This is a genomic window from Kordiimonas sp. (assembly GCF_965216265.1).
Lineage (GTDB): Bacteria > Pseudomonadota > Alphaproteobacteria > Sphingomonadales > Kordiimonadaceae > Kordiimonas.
In genome coordinates, this window is sequence record NZ_OZ244153.1 from 2,640,561 (window position 1) to 2,662,177 (window position 21,617).

The 21,617-nt window shown below is 55.2% G+C and carries 27 protein-coding genes and 1 tRNA gene; 12 read left to right on the top strand and 16 right to left on the bottom strand.

Translation table 11 applies throughout. From position 1 onward, the window contains the following. The first annotated feature begins 127 nt into the window (after positions 1-127). From ACOOGA_RS12235 to ACOOGA_RS12245, 3 genes are read left to right on the top strand one after another with little or no spacing between them, the layout of a single operon-like run. The gene (locus ACOOGA_RS12235; RefSeq protein ID WP_417459789.1) at positions 128-1,201 is read left to right on the top strand and encodes a zinc-ribbon domain-containing protein; all 1,074 of its coding nucleotides are present in this window, start codon (positions 128-130) and stop codon (positions 1,199-1,201) included. Beyond that, positions 1,201-1,755: a phosphoribosyltransferase gene (locus tag ACOOGA_RS12240; protein WP_417459790.1), complete on the top strand. Its 555-nt coding sequence runs from the start codon at positions 1,201-1,203 to the stop codon at positions 1,753-1,755. The genes ACOOGA_RS12235 and ACOOGA_RS12240 overlap by 1 nt, the downstream gene beginning before the upstream one ends. Before the next feature lie 36 nt (positions 1,756-1,791). Continuing rightward, the gene (locus ACOOGA_RS12245; protein WP_417459791.1) at positions 1,792-2,253 is read left to right on the top strand and encodes a response regulator; all 462 of its coding nucleotides are present in this window, start codon (positions 1,792-1,794) and stop codon (positions 2,251-2,253) included. On the opposite strand, the gene lysA is transcribed toward ACOOGA_RS12245, so the two are convergent. From lysA to argH, 3 genes are read right to left on the bottom strand one after another with little or no spacing between them, the layout of a single operon-like run. Next, positions 2,187-3,464, bottom strand: coding sequence for a diaminopimelate decarboxylase (lysA, locus tag ACOOGA_RS12250; RefSeq protein WP_417459792.1), 1,278 nt, complete (start codon positions 3,462-3,464; stop codon positions 2,187-2,189). The two genes, ACOOGA_RS12245 and lysA, sit on opposite strands and share 67 nt — an antisense overlap. Before the next feature lie 17 nt (positions 3,465-3,481). Then, positions 3,482-3,607, bottom strand: coding sequence for an LPS translocon maturation chaperone LptM (gene lptM, locus ACOOGA_RS12255; RefSeq protein ID WP_417459793.1), 126 nt, complete (start codon positions 3,605-3,607; stop codon positions 3,482-3,484). After that, the gene (gene argH / locus ACOOGA_RS12260) at positions 3,604-5,013 is read right to left on the bottom strand and encodes an argininosuccinate lyase (RefSeq protein ID WP_417459794.1); all 1,410 of its coding nucleotides are present in this window, start codon (positions 5,011-5,013) and stop codon (positions 3,604-3,606) included. The genes lptM and argH overlap by 4 nt, the downstream gene beginning before the upstream one ends. A gap of 74 nt (positions 5,014-5,087) precedes the next feature. Here argH and ACOOGA_RS12265 point away from each other — a divergent pair, with 74 nt between their 5' ends. Beyond that, positions 5,088-5,669 carry a TlpA disulfide reductase family protein gene (locus tag ACOOGA_RS12265; RefSeq protein WP_417459795.1) on the top strand — a complete coding sequence of 194 codons (582 nt, stop codon included), beginning with the start codon at positions 5,088-5,090 and terminating at the stop codon, positions 5,667-5,669. 97 nt (positions 5,670-5,766) lie between these two features. Then, entirely contained in the window at positions 5,767-6,354 is a 588-nt protein-coding gene (locus ACOOGA_RS12270) for a TlpA disulfide reductase family protein (RefSeq protein ID WP_417459796.1), read from the top strand. Here ACOOGA_RS12270 and ACOOGA_RS12275 read toward each other — a convergent pair. Continuing rightward, complete coding sequence (locus ACOOGA_RS12275; protein WP_417459797.1) at positions 6,351-7,028, bottom strand: glutathione S-transferase family protein; 678 nt, start codon at positions 7,026-7,028, stop codon at positions 6,351-6,353. The two genes, ACOOGA_RS12270 and ACOOGA_RS12275, sit on opposite strands and share 4 nt — an antisense overlap. A 325-nt stretch (positions 7,029-7,353) precedes the next feature. Between ACOOGA_RS12275 and ACOOGA_RS12280 the strand changes: the two genes are divergently transcribed. Beyond that, the gene (locus tag ACOOGA_RS12280) at positions 7,354-8,154 is read left to right on the top strand and encodes an FAD:protein FMN transferase (protein WP_420428774.1); all 801 of its coding nucleotides are present in this window, start codon (positions 7,354-7,356) and stop codon (positions 8,152-8,154) included. A 50-nt stretch (positions 8,155-8,204) separates the two neighbouring features. Here the strand turns inward: ACOOGA_RS12280 and ACOOGA_RS12285 are convergent, their stop codons facing one another. After that, positions 8,205-8,834, bottom strand: a complete 630-nt coding sequence (locus tag ACOOGA_RS12285; protein WP_417459799.1) for a hypothetical protein — start codon at positions 8,832-8,834, stop codon at positions 8,205-8,207. Positions 8,835-8,945: 111 nt separating this feature from the next. Here ACOOGA_RS12285 and ACOOGA_RS12290 point away from each other — a divergent pair, with 111 nt between their 5' ends. Beyond that, positions 8,946-10,883, top strand: coding sequence for a tetratricopeptide repeat protein (locus ACOOGA_RS12290; RefSeq protein WP_417459800.1), 1,938 nt, complete (start codon positions 8,946-8,948; stop codon positions 10,881-10,883). Positions 10,884-10,987: 104 nt separating this feature from the next. On the opposite strand, the gene ACOOGA_RS12295 is transcribed toward ACOOGA_RS12290, so the two are convergent. The 5 genes from ACOOGA_RS12295 to ACOOGA_RS12315 form a co-directional block, all read right to left on the bottom strand. Next, complete coding sequence (locus ACOOGA_RS12295) at positions 10,988-11,863, bottom strand: 3-hydroxybutyryl-CoA dehydrogenase (protein WP_417459801.1); 876 nt, start codon at positions 11,861-11,863, stop codon at positions 10,988-10,990. A 108-nt stretch (positions 11,864-11,971) separates the two neighbouring features. Further along, positions 11,972-12,898, bottom strand: coding sequence for an electron transfer flavoprotein subunit alpha/FixB family protein (locus ACOOGA_RS12300; RefSeq protein WP_417459802.1), 927 nt, complete (start codon positions 12,896-12,898; stop codon positions 11,972-11,974). Further along, a complete protein-coding gene (locus ACOOGA_RS12305; RefSeq protein ID WP_417459803.1) occupies positions 12,898-13,644 on the bottom strand; it encodes an electron transfer flavoprotein subunit beta/FixA family protein in 747 nt (248 codons plus the stop codon). Before ACOOGA_RS12305 ends, ACOOGA_RS12300 begins: the two co-directional genes overlap by 1 nt. Positions 13,645-13,821: 177 nt before the next feature. Next, a complete protein-coding gene (locus ACOOGA_RS12310) occupies positions 13,822-14,388 on the bottom strand; it encodes a cob(I)yrinic acid a,c-diamide adenosyltransferase (RefSeq protein WP_417459804.1) in 567 nt (188 codons plus the stop codon). Further along, on the bottom strand, positions 14,389-14,577 hold the full coding sequence (locus ACOOGA_RS12315; RefSeq protein WP_417459805.1) for a twin transmembrane helix small protein: 189 nt from the start codon (positions 14,575-14,577) through the stop codon (positions 14,389-14,391). A 289-nt stretch (positions 14,578-14,866) separates the two neighbouring features. Between ACOOGA_RS12315 and ACOOGA_RS12320 the strand changes: the two genes are divergently transcribed. Continuing rightward, positions 14,867-15,478, top strand: a complete 612-nt coding sequence (locus tag ACOOGA_RS12320) for a hypothetical protein (RefSeq protein WP_417459806.1) — start codon at positions 14,867-14,869, stop codon at positions 15,476-15,478. A 66-nt stretch (positions 15,479-15,544) separates the two neighbouring features. Here ACOOGA_RS12320 and gluQRS read toward each other — a convergent pair whose 3' ends face one another. Both gluQRS and ACOOGA_RS12330 read right to left on the bottom strand, forming a co-directional pair. Further along, complete coding sequence (gene gluQRS, locus ACOOGA_RS12325) at positions 15,545-16,399, bottom strand: tRNA glutamyl-Q(34) synthetase GluQRS (RefSeq protein WP_420428776.1); 855 nt, start codon at positions 16,397-16,399, stop codon at positions 15,545-15,547. A gap of 57 nt (positions 16,400-16,456) precedes the next feature. Next, positions 16,457-17,068, bottom strand: coding sequence for a TetR/AcrR family transcriptional regulator (locus ACOOGA_RS12330; protein ID WP_420428778.1), 612 nt, complete (start codon positions 17,066-17,068; stop codon positions 16,457-16,459). A gap of 111 nt (positions 17,069-17,179) precedes the next feature. Here ACOOGA_RS12330 and ACOOGA_RS12335 point away from each other — a divergent pair, with 111 nt between their 5' ends. The 3 genes from ACOOGA_RS12335 (at position 17,180) to ACOOGA_RS12345 (ending at position 19,341) form a co-directional block, all read left to right on the top strand. Beyond that, a complete protein-coding gene (locus tag ACOOGA_RS12335; protein ID WP_417459809.1) occupies positions 17,180-17,656 on the top strand; it encodes a VOC family protein in 477 nt (158 codons plus the stop codon). A 234-nt stretch (positions 17,657-17,890) separates the two neighbouring features. Next, positions 17,891-18,463, top strand: coding sequence for an HNH endonuclease (locus tag ACOOGA_RS12340; protein WP_420428780.1), 573 nt, complete (start codon positions 17,891-17,893; stop codon positions 18,461-18,463). A gap of 158 nt (positions 18,464-18,621) precedes the next feature. Further along, positions 18,622-19,341: a VOC family protein gene (locus tag ACOOGA_RS12345; protein ID WP_420428782.1), complete on the top strand. Its 720-nt coding sequence runs from the start codon at positions 18,622-18,624 to the stop codon at positions 19,339-19,341. A gap of 24 nt (positions 19,342-19,365) precedes the next feature. On the opposite strand, the gene ACOOGA_RS12350 is transcribed toward ACOOGA_RS12345, so the two are convergent. From ACOOGA_RS12350 to ACOOGA_RS12365, 4 genes are all read right to left on the bottom strand, one after another. After that, positions 19,366-19,512, bottom strand: coding sequence for a hypothetical protein (locus tag ACOOGA_RS12350; RefSeq protein ID WP_420428784.1), 147 nt, complete (start codon positions 19,510-19,512; stop codon positions 19,366-19,368). 97 nt (positions 19,513-19,609) lie between these two features. Continuing rightward, positions 19,610-20,215 (bottom strand): demethoxyubiquinone hydroxylase family protein, encoded by a 606-nt coding sequence (locus ACOOGA_RS12355; protein ID WP_417459813.1) that lies wholly within the window; start codon positions 20,213-20,215, stop codon positions 19,610-19,612. A 5-nt stretch (positions 20,216-20,220) separates the two neighbouring features. Then, entirely contained in the window at positions 20,221-20,706 is a 486-nt protein-coding gene (locus ACOOGA_RS12360) for a disulfide bond formation protein B (RefSeq protein ID WP_417459814.1), read from the bottom strand. An 18-nt stretch (positions 20,707-20,724) separates the two neighbouring features. Further along, on the bottom strand, positions 20,725-21,303 hold the full coding sequence (locus tag ACOOGA_RS12365) for a YqaA family protein (protein WP_417459815.1): 579 nt from the start codon (positions 21,301-21,303) through the stop codon (positions 20,725-20,727). Between the two features lie 140 nt (positions 21,304-21,443). Between ACOOGA_RS12365 and ACOOGA_RS12370 the strand changes: the two genes are divergently transcribed. After that, positions 21,444-21,528, top strand: a tRNA-Leu gene (locus ACOOGA_RS12370). The last annotated feature ends 89 nt before the right edge of the window (positions 21,529-21,617 follow it).

The window sequence follows — 21,617 nt, forward strand, 5'->3', positions numbered from 1 at the left end:
TCTTTGTTGCCTGAATGCGCCGAGGCGCTTGTCTTTTTTGCCTGATTTCATATACAGTTGACGGGCATTATAAAACGCGGCTCAAGGCCCGGCGCTTTGAGCCCAAAATCAGGTCCGGGCTTGTCATATGATCCTTGTTTGTCCGTCGTGCGAGGCAAAATTTAAAGTTCCCGACGGCGCTATTCCGCCAGATGGTCGTACCGTGCGGTGCGCAAAGTGCAAGCACAGCTGGCGTGCGCTGCCTGACCAGATACTTGCCCGCCCTGCCGCGGTACCTGCACCAGCGCGACCCGTAGTACCAAGCCCTGCTTCGCCGCCGCCGGAGATGGACGCAGGCATGGCCGCCCGTGCGGCCGCTGTGCGCCGGACAGTGCAGGACGACCCCGCAGACTATGCCCCGCCGCCTCCGGTGGAAGACGATATCTACGATGATGACGGCGACGTTCGCTCTGCCCCGGAACCCAGCACCAAGATGGATGGTGATGATTTCGGTGTTGGTGCTGTGTTGAAAGCCAACTTTGGCTCAGAGTTTGATGAAGACGACGACTATGCTGAGGATCACGAAGGTGGTGCCGGCGACAATGGTGATGATGACCAGTATGACGAAGACGACTTTCTGGCCCGGCGTCGTGCGGAACAGCGCCGTCAGGCGGAGCGTCAGTCAGCGGCACGCAAACGCAAATTGCTGACAGCGCTTTGGGGTTTGCTTCTCGTTTTCTGGTTGGTGGTTCTTTATCTGCTGGTCTTCAAAAAGGAAGAAGTCATCTACAAGATGCCCGGCATGGCAGGTTTTTATGAGATGTTTGAGGGTGTGAGCGATGTTGAACGTTTCCAACCCGAAGAGGGGGAAGAGGTTTCCACCCCGCTTGGCGAGGCCGAAGTATATGTAAGCGCCGCTCTCTATAATGATCGCACCAAGGTGGAAGAGATTGATGGCCGCAATACGCTGATGGTGCGCGGCTATATCCAGAATACAAGCAAAACACGGTCTGCGACGGTGCCGCAGGTAAGCGTGGAAGTTCTGGATGGCAATAAACGGGTGCTTACCAGTTGGGTGACTGACCCACCGGGCCGCATCCTTCGTCGGGGCGCGATCCTGAATTTTGAAACCAGCCTTTATCCTATCCCAAGCGGTGCGGCCAACGTAGCCGTGAAGGCCATTGAAGGCAGTCGCTCGGCGGCAGAAGCACAGACACCCTGATGGATTATTTCTTCGATTGGAATAAAGCGGGCGATGCACATCATGGCATCGAGCCGGTGTTTACGGCTGAGGAAATTGTCGCAAAGGTCGAAGATCTTGCCGCACGGCTTACCCGATGGTTTGATACAGAGCCGGTTGCACAGGTGGTGATGAACGGTGCGATGATGTTTGCAGCTGATCTGACGCGGGCTATGTCTGCGCGTGGATGCGTCATGGAGATGGACTTTATTCGCCTTGAAAAAGACAGAAAAACGAGCTCTGTTAAGCTTATATCGGCGTCAGATCTGCCGGTAGAGGGACGAGATGTTCTCGTGATTGATGACATCTATGAGCATGGCAAGACGTTGGAGTTCGCAAGGAAGTATTTTCTTTCACTGGGGGCAGAAAGTGTAACCAGTGTTGTATTACTTGACAAAAGTAACGGCCGGACAACTAATATCAAGCCTGATTTTGTTGGTTTTGAGTGCCCCGATATATTTGTTATCGGATATGGAATGGACATTGCATACAGATACCGGGAATTGCCTTTCATAGGCAAAATGGGCCGGGCATAAAAAGCAATGCCGTTTCTTTTGTGGGAGTAAACCCCAGTGGCACGGGTATTGGTTGTTGAAGATGAAGAAACTGTTCGCGACTATGTTAGCCGCGCCTTAAACCTGCATGGGCACACGGTCCTCGTGGCCAGTGACGGTGCGCAGGCTGTGGAGCTGATGAACGACCATCACTTCGACCTGCTGGTTTCAGACATTGCGATGCCGATGATGGACGGTATTTCCCTTGCGCTCAAGGTACGGGCAACGCGCCCACATGTTCCCATTATTTTGATGACCGGTTTTGCGAATGAGCGCCAGCGCGCCCATAACCTGTCGCTCCTTATTGAAGGGCTTCTTTCAAAACCCTTCACCATGGACCAACTGTTGGGCGCCGTTAACAAGGCTCTTGCCAACCGGCGCAAGCAGGAGCGGGATGAAACGGAAGAGGTTCTTCAGACCTCGTCGTCAGACAGCCAGGACGGCAAGGTATCGAGCGCCAGCAAGTCCTCAAGCGACTGACGCTTCCTGATCACCGCGAACCTGTCACCGTCCACCAGCACCTCGGGCACCAACGGGCGGCTGTTGTAGGTTGAGGCCATCACAGCACCGTAAGCTCCCGCCGATTTGATCACCACCAGGTCCCCGCTTTTAAGCGGTGTTGTCTTGCGGTCTTTCGCGAATACGTCGCTGCTTTCACACACGGGGCCGACAAAATCCGCCACAGCTGTCTCGGCTGATGAAGGTTCAACCACAGGCGCAATAGCGTGGTAGGCGTCATACATCGCGGGCCGGGTCAGGTCGTTCATTGCGGCGTCTATGATATAGAAAATACGGTTTTCACCACGCTTCTCATAGATTGTCTTGCTGAGCAGAACGCCCGCATTGCCAGCAATCAAACGGCCGGGCTCAAGGATGATGTCACAGTCGATATTCCCCATAACGTCCTGGATCATCTCGCCATAAGCGCTAGGGGCAGGCGGGGCTTCCGCCTCAGGGTCATAAGGAATGCCAAGGCCGCCCCCGAGGTCGATATGCGTGATGTCATGCCCTTTGGCGCGCAGGTCTTTCACGAGCGCGACCACGCGGGTGAAGGCTTCTTTGAAGGGCTCAAGCCTGGTGAGCTGTGAGCCGATGTGCAGGTTAACGGCAACGGCTTTCACATGCTGAAGTTCTTTGATCCGGGCATAGACCGAATCTGCCTTTTGCCACGCGATGCCGAATTTATTCTCAGACTTGCCTGTTGAAATTTTCGCGTGGGTCATGGCGTCCACGTCCGGGTTAACCCGAATTGAAACAGGGGCGACTTTGCCGAGCTGGCCAGCAACCACATTTAGTGCCTCAAGCTCGGCTTCGCTTTCCACACTGAACTGCTTGATGCCAGCGTGGAGCGCGGCTTCCATTTCCTCATCGGTTTTACCAACACCTGAAAAGACGATGCGCTCACCGGGTATGCCAGCCTTGAGAGCGCGCATCAGCTCTCCCAGGCTCACCACATCCGCCCCCGCACCCTCACGAGCAAGGGTTGCCAGCACCGCCTGGTTGCTGTTGGCTTTCACCGCAAAGCAGATCAGCGGCTGAATGTCGGCGAAGGCTTCCTTGAAAACCCTGTAGTGACGCCTGAGCGTCGCCGTCGAGTATACATATACCGGTGTGCCGACCTCTTCCGCGATTTGCGAAAGGGCAACATCTTCGGCATGCATCGCGCCGTCTTTATACTGGAAATGGTCCATCGGGTCTCCGGCTCACTTTAATCGTTGCTGTTCTGGTAGCTTGGCGGTGGCTTGACATCGCCCTTTTTCCCGCATGCACTCAGGCTGGCGCCAGTGCATAAAAGCACGCTCATGATGACGACAGATTTGATCAGTTGTTTCATTTCAACGTCTCCCGCGCGGCCTGGACCGCAGCTTTCACATTTTCAGGGGCGGTGCCGCCAAACGAGGTGCGGCTGGTGACAGACGCCTCAACACTGAGGACAGAATAGATATCTTCCGTGATGCGCGGCTCAACCGCCTGCATGGCATCAAGTGGCAGGTCTTTAAGGTCAACACCTTGTGTTTCCGCTTCTTTTACCACGGTGCCTGTCACGTGGTGAGCGTCGCGGAACGGTAGTCCAAGCACGCGTACCAGCCAATCAGCGAGGTCTGTGGCGGTTGAGAAACCGAGGCTCGCTGCCTTGGCCATCTCGTCCGTGCGGGGCTTCAGGTCAGCCATCATGCCGGTCATGGCGGCAAGGCACAGCACAAAGTCGTCCACAGCCTGGAAAACAGGTTCTTTATCTTCCTGCATGTCTTTTGAATACGCAAGCGGCAGGCCCTTCATGACCATCAGAAGGCCATTCAGGGAGCCCGTGATGCGGCCAACCTTGGCACGCACAAGCTCGGCTGCATCAGGGTTGCGCTTTTGCGGCATGATAGACGAACCAGTTGAAAAGCCGTCTGAAAGTTCAAGGAACTTGAAGGCGGACGTGGCCCACAGCACGATCTCATCGGCAAGGCGTGACAGGTGCACGGCCGAGATTGAGAGCACAGACAAAAACTCAAGCGCGAAGTCCCGCGAGGATACCGCGTCAAGCGAGTTGGCCAGCGGCCGGTCAAAACCAAGGGCCTCAGCCGTCATGTGCCGATCAATGGGGAAGCTGGTGCCAGCAAGGGCTGCGGCGCCCAGCGGGCTTTCGTTCACCCTCGCGCGGCAGTCTTTCAGGCGTGCACGGTCCCGTGCAAACATTTCATGATAGGCCATCAAATGGTGGCCAAGCGTAACCGGCTGCGCAGTCTGCAAATGTGTAAAACCGGGCATGACCGAACCAGCGTGTTTTTCAGCCTGATCAAGAAGTGTGCTCAGCAGGTCCCTGAGGCCATGGTCCAGCTCGTCACAGCGTTCACGCACCCAGAGCCGAAAGTCTGTCGCGACCTGATCGTTGCGGGAACGGCCGGTATGAAGCCGCGCGCCAGCATCGCCCACAATCTCGCGCAGGCGATTTTCCACGTGCATGTGGATGTCTTCAAGTGCGGGGTCAAAAACCATCTCGCCCGCTTCAATCTCAGCTTTGACCTGATCAAGCCCCTTATGGATCGCGGCAACATCATCGGTCGGGATAATACCCTGTGCGCCCAGCATGGTTGCGTGCGCTTTTGAGCCCGCGATGTCTTCCGCGTACAGGCGGCGGTCAAACCCGATTGAGGCGTTGATTTCCTGCATGATGGCAGAAGGGCCCGCACCAAAGCGCCCACCCCACATGGATTGGCCCTTTTGCTTGTTTTTGTCGTTATTGTGATCCATGCCAGTCTTGCCTTTCCAATCAGCGCCTATATGTTTGTGGCCGCTAACGTACCTTTGTAACCCGGAGTCAGTGGATGCCCAAAAAAGTCCTCATACTTTCCACCATCGTGGTCGCTCTTTTGGGCGTTGCAGCTTATCGAGTGTTTATAACGCCGACAACGGCGGATGCACCGATAAATTCTTACCTGAAAGGCGAAATGGCAAAGCTGACCTTGCCTGAAGAGCCAATGATGCTGCCGTCGCACGAAATTATATTCGAGGATGGCAGCAAAGCGCCGCTTTCAAGCCTCAAAGGCAAGGCCATGCTGGTGAACTTGTGGGCAAGCTGGTGCGCGCCGTGCCGCGCGGAGATGAAAGAGCTTGCTAATCTGCAGCATGAGCTGGGCGGCGAAAACTTTGAAGTGGTGGCGATTACTGTGGATCGCGGCGGCATTCCGCAGGCGGAAGAAACCCTTGAGGAATGGGGTATTGAAGGCCTCGCGCTTTATGCCGAGCCCACAATGAAAATCGCTTTTGATCTGGCTGACGGCGCCCTGCCCACAAGTTATGTGGTCGGGCGTGACGGCGAGGTGAAAGCCCTGTTTCTTGGCCCCCTGAAATGGGACAAGCCAGAGGCGCTTGAGCTTTTCAAAGCGCTGGCAGCCGGGAAAATCTAGGCTTTCAGTTTTTGAAATTCACACTCTTGTCATCGTTGTAGGCCCACATTTGTGCTATTATCAACCCGTTCAATGATTGCATGATTGGGGAATGATGATGCGTAAATTGATAGGTTTTTCACTCGTTCTTTTAGCCAGCCTATCGGCCAGCAACGCTTTTGCGGCTGATGTGGATGATTACCTTGTTGGCGACCTCAGTGGCCTGAACGTGAAGGCCGGTGAAGTGCAAGTCGCTGATATGAAAGTGGTCTCTGATTTCAACGGCACCAAAAAAACCGTTGAGACGCTCGGTGAGAAGGCAGGCAAAGCTCTTATCGTCACCTTTTATGGTCGGGAATGTCTTGGCTGTCGCGCCCACCTGCGTAGCCTCGCCGCACTTCAGCGCGAGATGGGGGATGACCGTATGGAAATTGTCGCTCTCAGCCTTGACGAAGGCAACATCCACCAGGCAAAGCGCACCCTTGACCGTTGGGGCATTGAAGGCCTTGCGCCTTATACACCGTATCACCTGAGCATCCTGCGAGACCTGACGATGGACCCGGATTTCCGGCGAAACGGTACAGGGCCCGCCTCAGTTATCATAGGGCCGGACGGTTTGATAAAAGCGACATCCTATCGCCTCCGGCACTGGGAAGCGCCGGAAACAATAGCATTTTTTGACGCACTGGCGGACGGTAAAATCTAGCCTAAGCGCTTGGCATCAATGGGAATTTCGTCCTGCGCAACAACTTCATTTTCAAGGGCCGCGTCCTTGTACCATGCGTCCACCAGCGGGTGGGCGCGCACGGCATCCATATAGGCGCGAGATGTTTCGCTGACCTCAATGCCGTAGGTGATAAGTCGGGCCACAACGGGGGCGAACATCATGTCTGCCGCGCTGAAGTCACCAAACAGGAAATCACCAGCACCGCCAAAGCGAGCGCGGGCTTCATCCCAGCGTGCGGTGACCTTTTTCACGTCGTTCTCGACAGCCTCACAGAGCTCCATATCGGACCATGAGCCCCTGAGGTTCATGGGCGCATATGTGCGTAAGCCCATGTAACTAGAGTGCATTTCGGCGCAGATGCTGCGGGCGAAACCATAAGCCGCATCATCTTCCGGCCACCAGTAAGCCTGCGGGGCGATGCGCGCGCAATAGTCGATAATCGCGAGCGAATCCCACACCACCGTCGCACCATGATGCAACGCCGGCACGGTCCTGCTTGGGGAAAGTGCACCAATGCGTGCGTAAAAATCCGGCGTGTCCAGCGTCAGTTTCTCTTCCTCAAAAACCAGGCCGGTATGGGCAACAGCAAGCCACCCGCGCAGGGACCAGCTTGAATAAGTCTTTGTTCCGATGACAATTTTAAGGGCGGGCATGGTGTGGGTTCCTCCAGATGCCTAAGAGAGACTATTGCACATAACACACCGCGGATGCGGGTGCGAGCGTGTTTGATCCCTCATAAAGCAAAGACGAAAAGAGGTGCCCATCTTTGGTATTGCAATTAAGAATGATTATTAATTATACTGATCTTCAGGCCAAATGCAGCGCCGCCGAACCACCTGTTACGCCACACATGTGTGGCGGGTCTGTAGGCAGGAGTGTGGCGCGAGTGTGCTGGTTTTTGTGGCGTAGGTGTGGCGGAGCACCGCCACAGGTAAATTGCGATATAAAGGAAGGGGACCGATGACCTGTTGCCAGAAGATGTCACGTTCAAAACCCGTGATGGGTGCCACCATGAGCATCACGACACTCGGGCTCCATGGGTTTTGCGCGGCGCGGGTGATCAGGCGGGCATTTGAAGCGGTGGACCTGATAACCGGCATGGTGGACACGGAGAGCACAAAAAGCGAATTGATGCGCCTGCTGGCAGCGCCGATTGGGGAGAGCCATTATGTCTCAACCCCGCTATGGCAGATGCTCAGGATCGCGAATGAGATCGCGTACCGTTCAGACGGTGCGTTTGATGTTGCTGCAGCGGGCACAGGCGGTACAGCACGCTGGACCGATATTGACCTTTCGGTGAAAAACCTTGTCCGGCTCAGCAGGCCCTTGCAGGTTGACTTATGTGCGATCGCCAAGGGCTTTGTGGTTGATGCTGCCGTCAAGGCGCTGCAGGAAGCTGGGGTGCACCAGGGCATTGTAGACCTTGATGGCTGTATTCGGGCGTTTGGCCCACAGGAATGGCGCGTATACTTCAGCTTGAACGCATCCGGAGACGGCGCGAGGCTGCCCATCACCCTCAGGGATGGCGCCTTGGCATGTTTTGGGGAGGGATACGGCAGCGCAGCCCTTTATGATGCCCGGCAGGATATGTTGTTCGCGAAAGAAGAGTGGGGGACCGACGGTGTGATTATCCGTGCGCCTTCGGCCGCGTTTGCCGCTGGCCTCACGCATGTTGCTGCCCTTATGCCCACAGATGCCGCCAAAGTCCTGAGGGGCCTCAGCGCCCAAGGGCTTGTGTTAACGCGTGAGGGGCCGCGGGTTCTGGAGTGCACGCCATAAAAAAACCCGGCAGACGCCGGGTTTTTCAGTGATTGGTTTCAGCCGCTTAATTAAGCAGCAGCTTTCCCGCGCTGTTTGCGCTGGCGGCGTACCATGTAAACCAGTGCAGGCAACAGCAGAAGCGCGCCAGCAGGTTCAGGCACAGGCGCCGGACCAACAATCAGCGCAACGTTCGAGAATGCTGAGTGTGAGTTCGGAGATAAGTTGCCGGGGTTCGGCTGGAATGCACCGGTATCACCGCCAGGCAAAGCGAATGTGGAAGAGGATGGAGACAGGGTCACGTTAAGGCTTAGGAAATAAGTACCCGCTGCCTGAATGAGGTCACCAATGCCGCCGGTTGTCAGGATCGGTGCAACCGTTTCCTCGACAACATAACCAAGGAACGAATAGGTAGCGACGCCATCAAATTCGTAAATACTCCAGGTGAAATCGAATGGAGCGAGGTCAGTGACTCCGTTGCAAAGGGAAGTCAATGTCCCCTGCACATTCACGTTGGGATTGGTGTCAAAGGACGATCCGCAGCCGTCGAGCGCAACAGATTCTCCCAAAGCGATCGGGGAGTAGACGCCCGCATCAGCCTGTAATTCGCCATAAATAGTGGCCGCCGAAGCTGCATTTGAAAATGCGATACCCGATGCCAAGGCAAAGCCTACCGCGAAGATTTTCTTTAGAACCGTCATTTTTAAATATCCCATGACAATGTGATTTGATGTCCTTATATCTAAATTCTGGACGAAATTCTATTAAAATTGTAAGAAGTACGCAAATATCTGACAGGGGCGGCTCACAGCATGGTTCGGAAATATGGTTTAGTGGTTGCGTTACTTCTCGCTGCGTGTGGGGATTCCAGCGAATTAGGTTTAGATTCCAACGAGTTGGCCGGATATGACAAGGCTGCGCTCGAAAAACTGGTGGAGGATGGTCAATCGGATAAGGCCATCAAGGTTATTCGTGCAAAAGAGCAGCTCAATATTGCTGGTACGGATGATTTTCTGGTCCTTGCAGATATTTATCTGGGCCAGTTTAACGGAGTCGCGGCCCAGGTTGCGATTGAAAAAGCACGCAACAGCGGTGCCATTCGTTCCCAGACCGCACTGCCGATGGGCTCGGCCTATATGCTGCAGCGCAGGCTAGAGGATGCCAAGGCAGAGCTTCGCAATGTCATGCTGTCCGGCAGCGGCGGTTTTGAAGCCCTGATGCTTCAGGCTGATCTGGCGGTGCAGGGAGATGATATTGAGCTTGCGCGCAAATATTACGCAGCCGCAGCAGAGATGGAACCTCAAAACTACCGGGTTGATCTTGGTATCGCGCTTCTGGAGTTGGGCGAGGGCAATTTGGACGCCGCGAAGGCGGCGGCACAGGTAGCTCACGGTAAAGACGATAGTAATGCGATGCCTGAGTATATCATGGGCTCGGTGGCGCGCGCGAAAGGTGAGCCTGAGCGGGCAATTGAGCTTTTAAATAACTCTCTTGAACTGCAATCAACCTATATTCACGCTCTCCTCGAGTTGATCGCAGCCTACATGGACGTTGCCAATATAGAGAAAGCGGAAGAAACACTGGACCGGGCGATTGCCATCGCGCCAAACTATTCTATCACCCAGTTTTATGCAGCGTTTATTCTGGCAGAAAAAGGTAACCTGCAGGAAGCACAGGAAACGCTGCTCCGCACCGGCGATTTGATTGGTGTTTACCCGGCCGCCACCCGCCTCTATGGCTTGGTGTCGTTCCGCGCGGGTAAATATTCAATCGCCTCAAAATATCTGCAACTGTTCCTTGATAGATATCCGGAAGACCGTGAAGTGAGGCTTTCGCTGGCCGAAAGCCTTGTGCGCACCGGCTTCCCGGGACCATCGCTTGAGGTGCTCAAGCCGCTCACGGTACAAGATGCGGCAGATGCGGACGCGCAAGCGGCTGCAGGCGCTGCGAATGTGGCGCTTGGTAACGGCAAGGAAGCAGCTGAGAATTACCGCAAGGCGATTGAGTATGCCACGGAAGTTAAAGCCTCTGAGAATGATGATACCAACCGCCAGATCAAAGGCAGCTTGATTTCAGCGCAAGCGATTGCGGAATACCGGGCAGGCAACCGTGATCGGGCGATTGAGTTGATGAGCGGCCTTGAAGAGCTTGGTTTGCTTTCAAGTGAACACCTGACATCCATCGCCAACATGCAGCTTGAGAATGCGCAATATGTAGATGCCCTGGCAACGGCGAACAAGCTCTTGGAAAAAGGCGGGAGCGATGCTTTGGCCCATAATATCAAGGGGTCGGCCTATTACCGCATGAACCAGATGGAAGACGCTGTGGCCTCACTTTCAAAGGCGATAGCGTTGAAACCTGATTATCAGTCAGCACTCAAGAACCGGGCTTATGCTTATAGTGTGCTAGGCAACTATCAGGGCACTAAAGCTGACCTGAAGGAGCTTGTCACCAAGGTTGCGGGTGACGGTCAGCTCTATGCAAAACTCGGGCATACACATTTGATGTTGTCTGAGTTCTCGGAAGCACGGGTTGCTTTGCGCACGGCTCGTCAGTTGCTACCAAACTCAGCCGCAGTGGCCGCAAACTATGGTTACGCGCTCGCGCAACTTGGGTCATACAGTGAAGCAATAGCAGCGACAGAAGCGGCGTTCGCGCTCGCAGGCTTTGATAAAGCGTTTCAGGCTGAGCTTAGAAATACCATTATTGAATATAAAGCCGCTCTGGAGCAGAAAGAGAAAGAGCAATAATAAGCTTTACTTCTTCTGGCTTGGATGCTCCTGACCAGATAAAAAGAAAAGCCGCTTCAAATGAGGCGGCTTTTTCATTTTTGGCGCTTGTCTAACCGGTTGGGTTAGCGGGTCGGAACCGGGTCGCCTTCAACGCGGTAATCATAAAAACCGCGCCCGGCCTTGCGGCCAAGCCATCCGGCTTCAACATATTTCACCAGCAATGGGCAGGGGCGATACTTGCTGTCCGCCAGTCCATCATACAGCACCTGCATGATGGAAAGGCAGGTATCAAGGCCGATAAAGTCTGCCAGCGTGAGCGGCCCCATGGGGTGATTGGCACCCAGCATCATGGCATTATCAATCGCTTCAACGCTGCCTACGCCTTCATAAAGCGTGTAGATCGCCTCATTGATCATCGGCATCAAAATGCGGTTGACGATAAAGGCCGGGAAATCTTCCGAAATGACAGTGGTTTTGTTGAGCTTGGCGGTGAACACCTTGAAACGCTCAAAGGTTTCTTCAGATGTCGCAATGCCGGGGATCAGTTCCACCAGTTGCATGAGCGGCACCGGGTTCATGAAATGAACACCCATGAATTTCTCTGGCCGGTCGGTTGACGCTGCGAGGCGAGTGATCGCGATCGAGGATGTGTTTGATGCCACAAGCGCGCTTGATTTCAGGTGCGGGCACAATTCCTTGAAGATCGTGGTTTTGATCTTCTCGTTCTCGACCGCCGCTTCAATAACAAGGTCGCAGCTCGAGTGCGCGCTCAAGCTATCAGCAATTTTAATGCGTTTGAGGGCGGCATCCATTTCATCAGCGGTGATTTTGCCCTTGCCAACCTGGCGGGAGAGGTTGCCTTTGATGATCTCAAGGCCACGCTCAACCTTTTCCATGCTGACATCGGAAAGCATCACATTCATGCCCGCGAGCGCACTGACATGCGCGATGCCGTTACCCATCTGGCCCGCGCCAATAACCCCTACCTTCTCAACCATTCTTATTTCTTTCGAAGCTTTGTTTTCAGAGCCTTATCTGGCTTCTTATTATCACGTTTAAAAAAAGGGCGCTATAGAAGCGCCCTTAATTTCTGATTGTCTGTAGGCTTAGAGAGCCTTCTCGAGAGCAGGCACTGCCTCGAAGAGATCAGCCACAAGGCCGTAGTCCGCAACCTGGAAGATCGGGGCTTCTTCGTCCTTGTTGATCGCAACGATGATCTTGCTGTCCTTCATGCCGGCAAGGTGCTGGATCGCACCCGAAATACCAACGGCAATATAAAGCTCAGGCGCCACGATTTTACCGGTTTGGCCAACCTGATAATCGTTTGGCACAAAGCCAGCATCCACAGCGGCGCGGGATGCACCAACGGCGGCGCCAAGCTTGTCAGCCACAGCTTCAATGATCTTGAAGTTTTCGCCGGAGCCCATGCCGCGACCACCAGAGATGATGATTTTGGCGGAGGTCAGTTCAGGACGGTCAGATTTCGAAAGCTCGGAACCCACATATTCGGACACGCCTGCCTTGCCGGCTGCTGCGATATTTTCAACGGTGGCAGAACCACCTTCAGCGGCTGCCTTGTCAAACGCCGTGCCGCGCACGGTGATGACTTTTTTGGCGTCAGACGACTGCACGGTTGCGATGGCGTTGCCAGCGTAAATCGGGCGCTTGAAAGTGTCTTCAGACACGACTTCAATAATGTCCGAAATCTGGGCAACATCAAGAGATGCGGCTACGCGCGGCAGGAAGTTCTTGCCTGATGTCGTGGCTGGCGCGAGGATCGCGTCATAATCACCAGCGATAGACAGCACCACGGCTGCCAGCTCTTCCGCCAGCGGATGCGCATAAGCGGCATCATCGGCCACCAGCACTTTGGACACACCGTCGATTTTCGCGGCAGCTTCAGCGACCCCGCCGCAGCCGGAGCCCGCAACAAGCGCGTGCACGTCACCAAAAGCTTTGGCCGCGGTTACGGTTGCGAGCGTTGCGTCTTTCACCGACGCGTTATCGTGTTCAACAATTACGAGAGCGGTCATTAGATTACTCCCTTTTCTTTAAGCTTGGCGACAAGGGCTTCAACGCTTTCAACTTTGATGCCGGCTTCGCGTTTTGGCGGCTCTTCAACTTTCAGGGTTTTAAGGCGCGTTGCCATATCAACCCCGAAGTCTTCCGGCTTCTTCTCATCAATCGGCTTGCGTTTCGCTTTCATGATGTTCGGCAGCGATGCATAGCGCGGCTCGTTAAGGCGAAGGTCGGTGGTGATCACGGCCGGAAGCTTCAGCTTCACGGTTTCAAGCCCGCCGTCAACCTCACGGGTGACATTGACGCTGTCGCTATCGGCCACCACTTCGCTGGCGAAGGTGCCTTGCGGCCAGCCAAGCATTTGCGCGAGCATCTGGCCGGTCTGGTTACAGTCATCATCAATGGCCTGTTTGCCGAGAAGCACGATGCCGGGCTCTTCTTCTTCCACAATAGCCTTGAGGATTTTCGCAACCGCGAGCGGCTCGCTCTCGCCGTCATGCTCAACGAGGATGCCGCGATCTGCGCCCATGGCAAGGCCTGTGCGCAGGGTTTCCTGTGCGGCTTTGGGGCCGATGGAAACAACAACAATTTCGTCTGCCTTACCGGCTTCCTTCAACCGGATTGCTTCTTCAACAGCAATCTCGTCAAAAGGGTTCATGGACATTTTAACATTGGCGAGTTCGACGCCGGTATTGTCCGATTTTACGCGAACTTTCACGTTGTAATCGACTACCCGTTTGACGGGGACCATGATCTTCATGGGGTTCTCTCTCCCATTATTGTGCAGGGCAACAAAGCCCGGGGAACCTATGTTGACAAAGCCGAGGCGAAAATGGCCCCAGCCCTTGGAAAATTTAGGGGTACAAAGCGTTAAACCAGATAAAAACCCGAGTCAATGCAGTGCAGCAAAAACCGGATTTTCGGTGCGGACAACACGTTACCGATTACCGCCTGGCACCCACAAAACGTCACCTGAACCTTTTTTGTTCAGATACCTTGAGAGGACAAATAGGTGGTCGGACAGCCGATTCAAATATTTTATCGCTGCCGGGTTGATTGGCATGGTGCGGCTTGCGGTGATTGTCTTCCGCTCCGCGCGCCGCACAAGGGTGCGCGCGAGGTGCAGGTGCGCCGCTGCGGGTGTGCCGCCGGGCAGTACAAAACTGGTGAGTGCTGAGAGGTCTGCATTCAGCGCATCAATCTCTTCCTCAAGCCGGGTGACCTGCGCGTCTGTGATCCTGAGTGTCATCTCACTAGGCGTGAAATCCTCACCGGGAGTTGAGAGGTCAGCGCCCAGGTCGAACATATCGTTCTGGATACGCATGAGCATGGTATCCGGCACGCCTTCGGTGGTGAGGCGCACGATACCAATGGCGGCGTTGGCTTCATCCACGGTGCCGTAAGCCTCGATACGGGCGTCATCTTTCGCCACACGATCCCCGCCGGTGAGGGAGGTTTGTCCGCCGTCGCCGCCGCGCGTGTATATTCTGGTGAGCTTGACCATCTAGCTTGAGAAGGCCCACAGCACAAAACAAAGGATAGCGAGCGCCTGACACGCAACCCGCGCCTGCATCAGCTTGTTGCCGTATTTTTTGTTAAAATCGCCGCCCTTGGACATGCCACCAACACCCACAAAAAATACCGCGAGCGTGATGAACATAAAAAGGAGGCCGAGGAAAAACAGGAAGTTCATGGGGAGACCTTTGCCAGTTATTTTCGCCCACTATAAACCTATGGAGCGTGACCACAAGCCCGGACAGATTGACGCAGGCCATGCCTGTTTTTGGTCGCTTCGGGTGTAGCGACATAACTTTTGGCATAAGTAATTAGATGTAAATTACAATCAACGATTACAAAGGTATATGCTTTACGTTTCATTTACGCTATGGTGATCGTTCAAGTCGATTGGGGTGGCAGGCGGTAGAGTTTGTGTGCGAGTGGTGGCATGTCACATATGGCCCTTGGGGCAGATGGAGATGAACATGACGAACAGAACCCGTAAGTCAACCATCGGGCGCACGCTGGCAACTGTGGCCACAAGTGTTGGCGCTATGGTGATAGCAAGCACAGCCACACAAGCAGCAGGCAAGCTGGACGTTGTGTGCGCGCAACCCCTTCAAACCGAGGAAGTACGTGACCTGTTGGCCATGCCCATCAGCGAAACCTCGGTGATGAATGATGATACGCTGCGCGGCTATCATATGTTTGTGCGCGAGCTACGGCACCATTCAAAAGACCGGGTTGAAGATATGGTTTTGGGCAACTGGGACTTCCGACTGGAGCTGAAGTCAAGCGATGTTGCTTTGATAACAGATGCCAATGCTGAGGTGATCGACAGCCTTGATTTCGATTCCCGGCGTCGTCGCCCTGTGACTATCGGGTATGAAGGCTCGCAGGGAGGTGCCATGTCGTTCCGCCCAAGCAAGTCTATCCCTACATATTATTTTGCCAGTGCGGATGTACCAGACCGCTACTATAAGTTTCAGGAAGGCGCAAAGGGCATGCCGTATCTTCTTTATGTGCGGGAGGCGACCTCAAAAGATCCGATCGCTTTTTCTACCAGAATTTACACCTGCGCAAAAACCGGCAGCTAGGTCCACAGGCTAAGCTGTCGAAATACCGAAAACAGATGAAGGCTCCGCTGCATAGCGGGGCCTTTTTTATGGTGTCAACGCTGCCATCAACGCGGTGGGGTCAACCCCCGCTGTTCTTAGGCTTTCAAGCGTGACGGACTTGTTGCGTTTTGCAAACCGCTGGCCGCCTTCATCCAGCATAAGCCCGTGATGAAGATAGACGGGTGTGGGGTAGCCAAAGAGACGTTGCAGTACCACATGAATATGGGTGGCGTGGAACAGGTCTTCCCCCCTGATGATATGGGTGATGGATTGCAGCGCGTCGTCCACCACCACACTCAGATGATAGCTTGTTGGTGTATCCTTGCGGGCCAGTACCACATCGCCAAGCTCTTCCGGTGTGGCGCGGATCACGCCCTTCACCTCATCCAGCCACTCTAGGGGCTCACCGATGAGTTTGAGAGCAGCCTCAAGGTCAAGCCGCCAGGCGTGGGGCGTGCCTGCGGCAGTCTTCGCCGTGCGTTCGGCCCCGCTCAAATGCCTGCATATGCCGGGGTAGATCGGCCCGTCCGGCCCATGGGGCGCGGAGGCTGATTTGGTGATCTCGGCCTCAATATCCTTGCGGGTACAGAAACACGGGTAAGCAAGCCCTTTGGCCTTCAGTTCCTGAAGTGCGACCTGATAGTCGTCAAAATGTTGGCTCTGCTGGCGCACAGGCTCTTCCCATGTGAGGCCAAGCCATTTGAGGTCTTCAAAAATACCGTCCGTAAACTCGGGTTTGCAGCGGGTGGTATCGATATCCTCGATACGCAGCAGGAAACGCCCGCCACGCGTCTTGGCATAGCGGTATGCCATCAGCGCCGAATAAGCATGGCCCTTGTGCAGCCTTCCCGTGGGGCTGGGCGCAAAGCGCGTGACGCATGTGGGGTCTGGCCTGTTCATGGGCGCAGCTTAGGAAAGCCGTGGCTGAAAGAAAACAAGAAACACGCGAGGCACCCTTTAGGGGCGCAGAAGCCCATGGAGGGCAGTGTCAAGCAGTCTGTCCATCGCGGCTTTATCAAGCGGTTTTTGTTCCATCAACAGGCGGTAAAACACCGCACCAAACATCATATCAAGCGCGAGCTGCATATCGGCACCATCGCGGAGCAGGCCATTTGCCTCCGCACGGCTCAGTTCAGCTGCGGCTTCGCTTCTGCGGGTGCGAATGAAATGGCTGCGGAAGGCTTTTGAAACCTCGCTGTCCTCATTGGCTGCGGCCAACATCATGGCTACATAACGGCCTGTGGTGCTGGCGAATGTTTCTGCAATGCGGTGTAGCACAGCCCGAAGCGCTTCAATCGGGTCGTCGGCCACCGGCGCTTCTGCCTCGTTGCTTGGAGCTGTTTCCATCAGCGCGGCCATCACCAGCTCATGCGCGTTGGCCCAGTAGCGGTAGATGGTGGGCTTGCCCACGCCCGCGCGCGTTGCCACGGCCTCAATCGTCACGCCGGGCACGCCGTTTTCGCGGGTTAGTTCTGCCGTGGCTTTGAGGATAGCCGACCGGGTCTTTTCGCTTCTCGGGCGGCCACGGGCCGGTTTCCCGGTGTCTTGATTTTTTGGGCTCTTTGCCATGCTGCTTGACTCGTTTTCTTAATTACGTTACGTAACGTAACATAAATGATTCGCTCGATCAAGCGGAAGCGGGCGAAGAGCCAGAGCAATGACATTACAGAGGAGCAGGCCATGAGTGACGACAGCAAAAATAAAGGCGGGGCGGTAAAACTCGTCAGTACTTATCTGACCGTGAAAGACGCGAAGAAGGCTTTGGCGTTCTACGGGGAGGCTTTCGGTGCGCGGGAGGTTTTCCGCCTTGAGGGACCGGACGGTGTGATCGGCCACGCCGAATTCATGATCGGTGATACGCTCTTGCAAATCGCCGATGAGTATCCCGATTTTGGCGCGCTCAGCCCCGTCACCATTGGCGGGTGTCCGGTGAAGTTCACCGTTGAGGTCGAGGATGCGCAAGCGGCGTTTGACCGTGCGGTGGCAGCAGGGTGCCAGTCCATGCGCGGTGTGGAGAAGCAGTTTTATGGCTATCTTTCCGGCCTTGTGGCGGACCCGTTTGGGTACAGCTGGTTCCTGCAGCAGAAGGTTGAAGACCTGAGTGCGGAGGAGATGCAGGTGCGCTGGAAAGCTGTGTTTGAAGAAGGTGGGGCATAAGCCCCCCTTCCACTATCTGACGAAGGCAAAAATGAATCATTCCCCCAGCATTTTCCTGATTCTTTTACCTGATCCGGCACAAGATAAAGCTTTGTCATTAAGGCGTAACACTGTATCTTGATTCTCGGACGTGTCGGAGTTGATGCCCATCAGGGCGGGACCGACGGTGGACGTCGGTTCCCAGTATGATCAGGTTGTGTATAAGTCACGACGATCAGTTAGGGGGACAGGAACATGGGTGTTAATTTTGCACCCCATTTGCCTTCGCCGGATAGTTGCCCGGCCTTGGTGCTGAACGCCGATTACCGGCCGCTCAGCTATTTTCCGCTCAGCCTGTGGAACTGGCAAACGGCACTGAAGGCCGTTTTCCTCGACCGGGTAAACATTCTTTCACAATATGAACGTCAGGTGCATTCACCTTCTACGGCAATCCATCTGCCGAGCGTGATTGCGCTCAAAAAATATGTGCGCCAGCCGCGCTATCCGGCTTTCACACGGTTTAACCTTTTCCTGCGTGATGAATTTACCTGCCAGTATTGCGGCGCAACGGAAGACCTGACCTTTGATCATGTGATCCCGCGCACTTATGGCGGCCGTACAAGCTGGACGAATATTACCGCCGCCTGCGCGCCGTGCAATTTGAGGAAGGGTGGCCGCACGCCCGAAGAAGCCAGCATGTTTCCCATGCGCTGGCCCCATAGGCCCACCAATCAGGAGCTGCATGCAAGTGGTCGCCAATTCCCGCCAAATTATCTGCATGAAAGTTGGCGGGATTTTCTTTATTGGGATGCCGAGCTGGAGCAATAGGCCGGTTTAGCTGTCGCGATATGCGTGAGCGCTGGGCGCCGAACCTCATACAGGATGTGTGAGGTAATGGCTGTCGCGTCATCAAGCGGGTATCATGCTTGTATCAGTGTGCGCTGGGGGTATGGCGCACCTTCCTAGATTATGGGTTGGAGCAATAAATGACAAATATATGGGGAAAGTTGTGGGCGCTTATGGCGGCTTGTTTTTTGTGTGCGGGCGGCAGTGTTGTGGTCAAGGCGCAGGACGGCTGTGATGGTGCCATTACCCTTGATCATGTGGTGTATGCGGTGCCAGATTTGGCGGCCTATGCCTTGCGCTTTGAAGCCCTCACAGGTGTGAAGCCGGTATATGGCGGCGCGCACAGCAATGGTGTAACCGCCAACTATCTGGCGCAGCTCGGGCCCTGTACTTATCTCGAAATCGCAGGGCCGAAAGAGGGCGTCACACCTGATATGATGGGCGAGCGTGCCGCCACTTATGCCCATGCACATATTGCGGGTTTTGCGCTTGGCATGCGAAGCGCTGATGAAGCACCCGCCCTGTTGCAGGCTCAAGGCCTAGAGCTGGGTGAGGTACGCGAAGGTGGCAGGCAGAAACCTGACGGCACGAGCCTGAGCTGGCGCACAGTATCCCTCTCAGGCTTAAACTGGGGCGACAATACCTTCCAGTTCGCGATTGAGTGGATGACAGAGCCGCACCCTGCCATGACATCACCGTCGGGCACGGAGATAGAGGCCCTTGTGCTAGGCGGGCCGTCTGCAAAAACGCTACATGGTCTTGCTGAGGCTTATGGGTTGCCGTTTGAGTTAGACAGCGCAGAAGCCCCTGAGCTCACGCTCATCCTGAACACCCCAAACGGCAGGGTTGAACTGCGCTGATTGTACTTGTACGCGGCGGTTTGTTTATCCCGCAATAAAGCCCAGTAATATGCAAAGCCCGGCTGCGGCCAATATCCAGCGCCAGATATGCGCGGAATCTGCCGCCGGCTGTTCGTAAGCGGTCTTGATCTCGGGTGAATTTACCTCGGTTGCTATCGTCTCGTGTCGCATGGTTGTTGCCCCGGTTTTATCGTGGGCAAGACTATACGATGGGATAGCTGACAATAATTGTCAGCTATGATTTGGATTTGGGTTTTAAGAGACGGCGTTAAACCCGCTTGGAGATCCAGATCGCGGTACGGCACCCGGCCTTGATGAGGCCGGACAGCAGGGGGTAGCCGGTGGCGTCTTCGGCCCCGTGGGCTTTCGCGATTTCCATATGCTCCACCTCTTCCGCCTGGAAGGTCTCAATCACTTCTTCAAGCTCATGGTCACGGTGGGCATCGTCGCGCGCGGCGAGGCTGTCGCGCTGGTGCTGGTAATGGTCGTCGATCACTTCTTCCACGGCGGCGGTGCAGGCCATGGCGGCTTTCTCACCCATTAGCGCCGTGGTGGCCCCAAGCGCAAACCCGGCCACATGCCAGAAAGGCGCCATAAGGGTCGGGCGCACGCCGCGCTCAGTGATCATTTTGTTGAAGCGGGCGAGGTGAACCTCTTCCTGCTCATACATATGCTTGAAAAGCCCGGCGCGCGGGTGGCCTTCACCCAGCACGGCGCGCTGGCCCGCATAAATGCGCACGGCACCAAATTCGCCCGCGTGGTCCACCCGCAGCATGCGCTCTGTCTCCGCCGTATAACCACGGTCACCGGGCAGCGGGCGTGCCGGTGTCTGTCTCTCGGTAGTGGCTTTATGTGTTGGCTCGGTTTTGCTCATCGGCTTCAGGCATCTTTGGCTTTTTTCAACATAAACAGGGTCATCCCTGTTGCGATAAGGAAATTATAACCCGCCATTGATATACCAAACAAGGACCATGCTATTTCGTCGCACCTCACAACGGGCGCGTTCATGATGGCGTCAAGCGCGTCATCAACGCTGCCGCCCATATTCACATAACCTGAACAGGTGGCGAGACCTTCCCACCATTTCTGCTCCACCCCAAAATGGAAGGCAGCGATGCCTGCGTCTAAAGCGAACAGAAGCGCGAGCACTATGAGCACCAACCCCTGCGGCAACGCGCGCATGGCTTTGCCAACAAGGGCAACCGCAATCACACCCATATAGGGGTAACGTTGCCACCAGCACAGCTCACACGGCGGATAGCCCGCATATTGGAAGGCAAACGCACTCAAGAGAAGCGCCGCCGCCACTAGGCCAGCAAAAAGCACGGGCTCACGGTTAGGCAGGGACATAAGGGATGACGCCATGAGTTCTCTCCTGAACGCTTACAAAAACTTTATCGCGGCGAAACCGGCAATGCCAAGGGCGACAAAGGCGGTTGTCACCAGCCCGAGGCGCTTTTCAATAAACTCCCGGATCGGGTCACCAAACTTCCACAAAAGCGCCGCCACCAGATAGAAGCGCGCACCCCGTGCCGGTATAGCGGTGAGGAAAAACACAAAAGGGTTCATGCTCACCACGCCGCTTGCGATGGTCACCACCTTGAAGGGGATGGGCGTAAACCCGGCCACCAGAATAATCAGGATACCATATTCCGCATAGTTCTGCTGGAAGGTGGCGAAAGCCTCCTGGTAGCCATAAAGCTCAAGAATGGGCTGGCCGATGGCTTCAAAGAGCAGTGCGCCGATCATATAGCCGAACATGCCACCAAGCACGGAGGCAACCAGCGTGATGGTGGCAAGCCGAAACGCGCGCATGGGCCGGGCCAGAATCATCGGGATCATCATGAGGTCGATGGGGATGGGGAAAAAGCTGCTCTCGGCAAAGGATATGCCCGCCAGCCACTTCTCACTCGCGGGGCTCTCAGCCTTCGCGATCGTCCAGTCATACAGCTTTTTCAGCATTGGTGCTCCCCGCCACTACGCCAAATGATGGTTAGCAACGTGGGCGGGGAAATACAATCACACAATCTCACTTTTCCGCGCTTGACGTGTGTGCGGCGGTGTATATGATGCACGGCGCTCAACAAGAGCCCACCTCACAGGCCCCTGTGGCGGAACTGGTAGACGCGCCGGATTCAAAATCCGGTTCTTTCGGGAGTGTCGGTTCGAGTCCGACCGGGGGCACCACATTTTCTTTATATTTCAACATACTTAACCATACATGGCGTAAATTTGCGCGGTGTGTTCCGTCATTATGCTCGGTATTTGAGCGTATT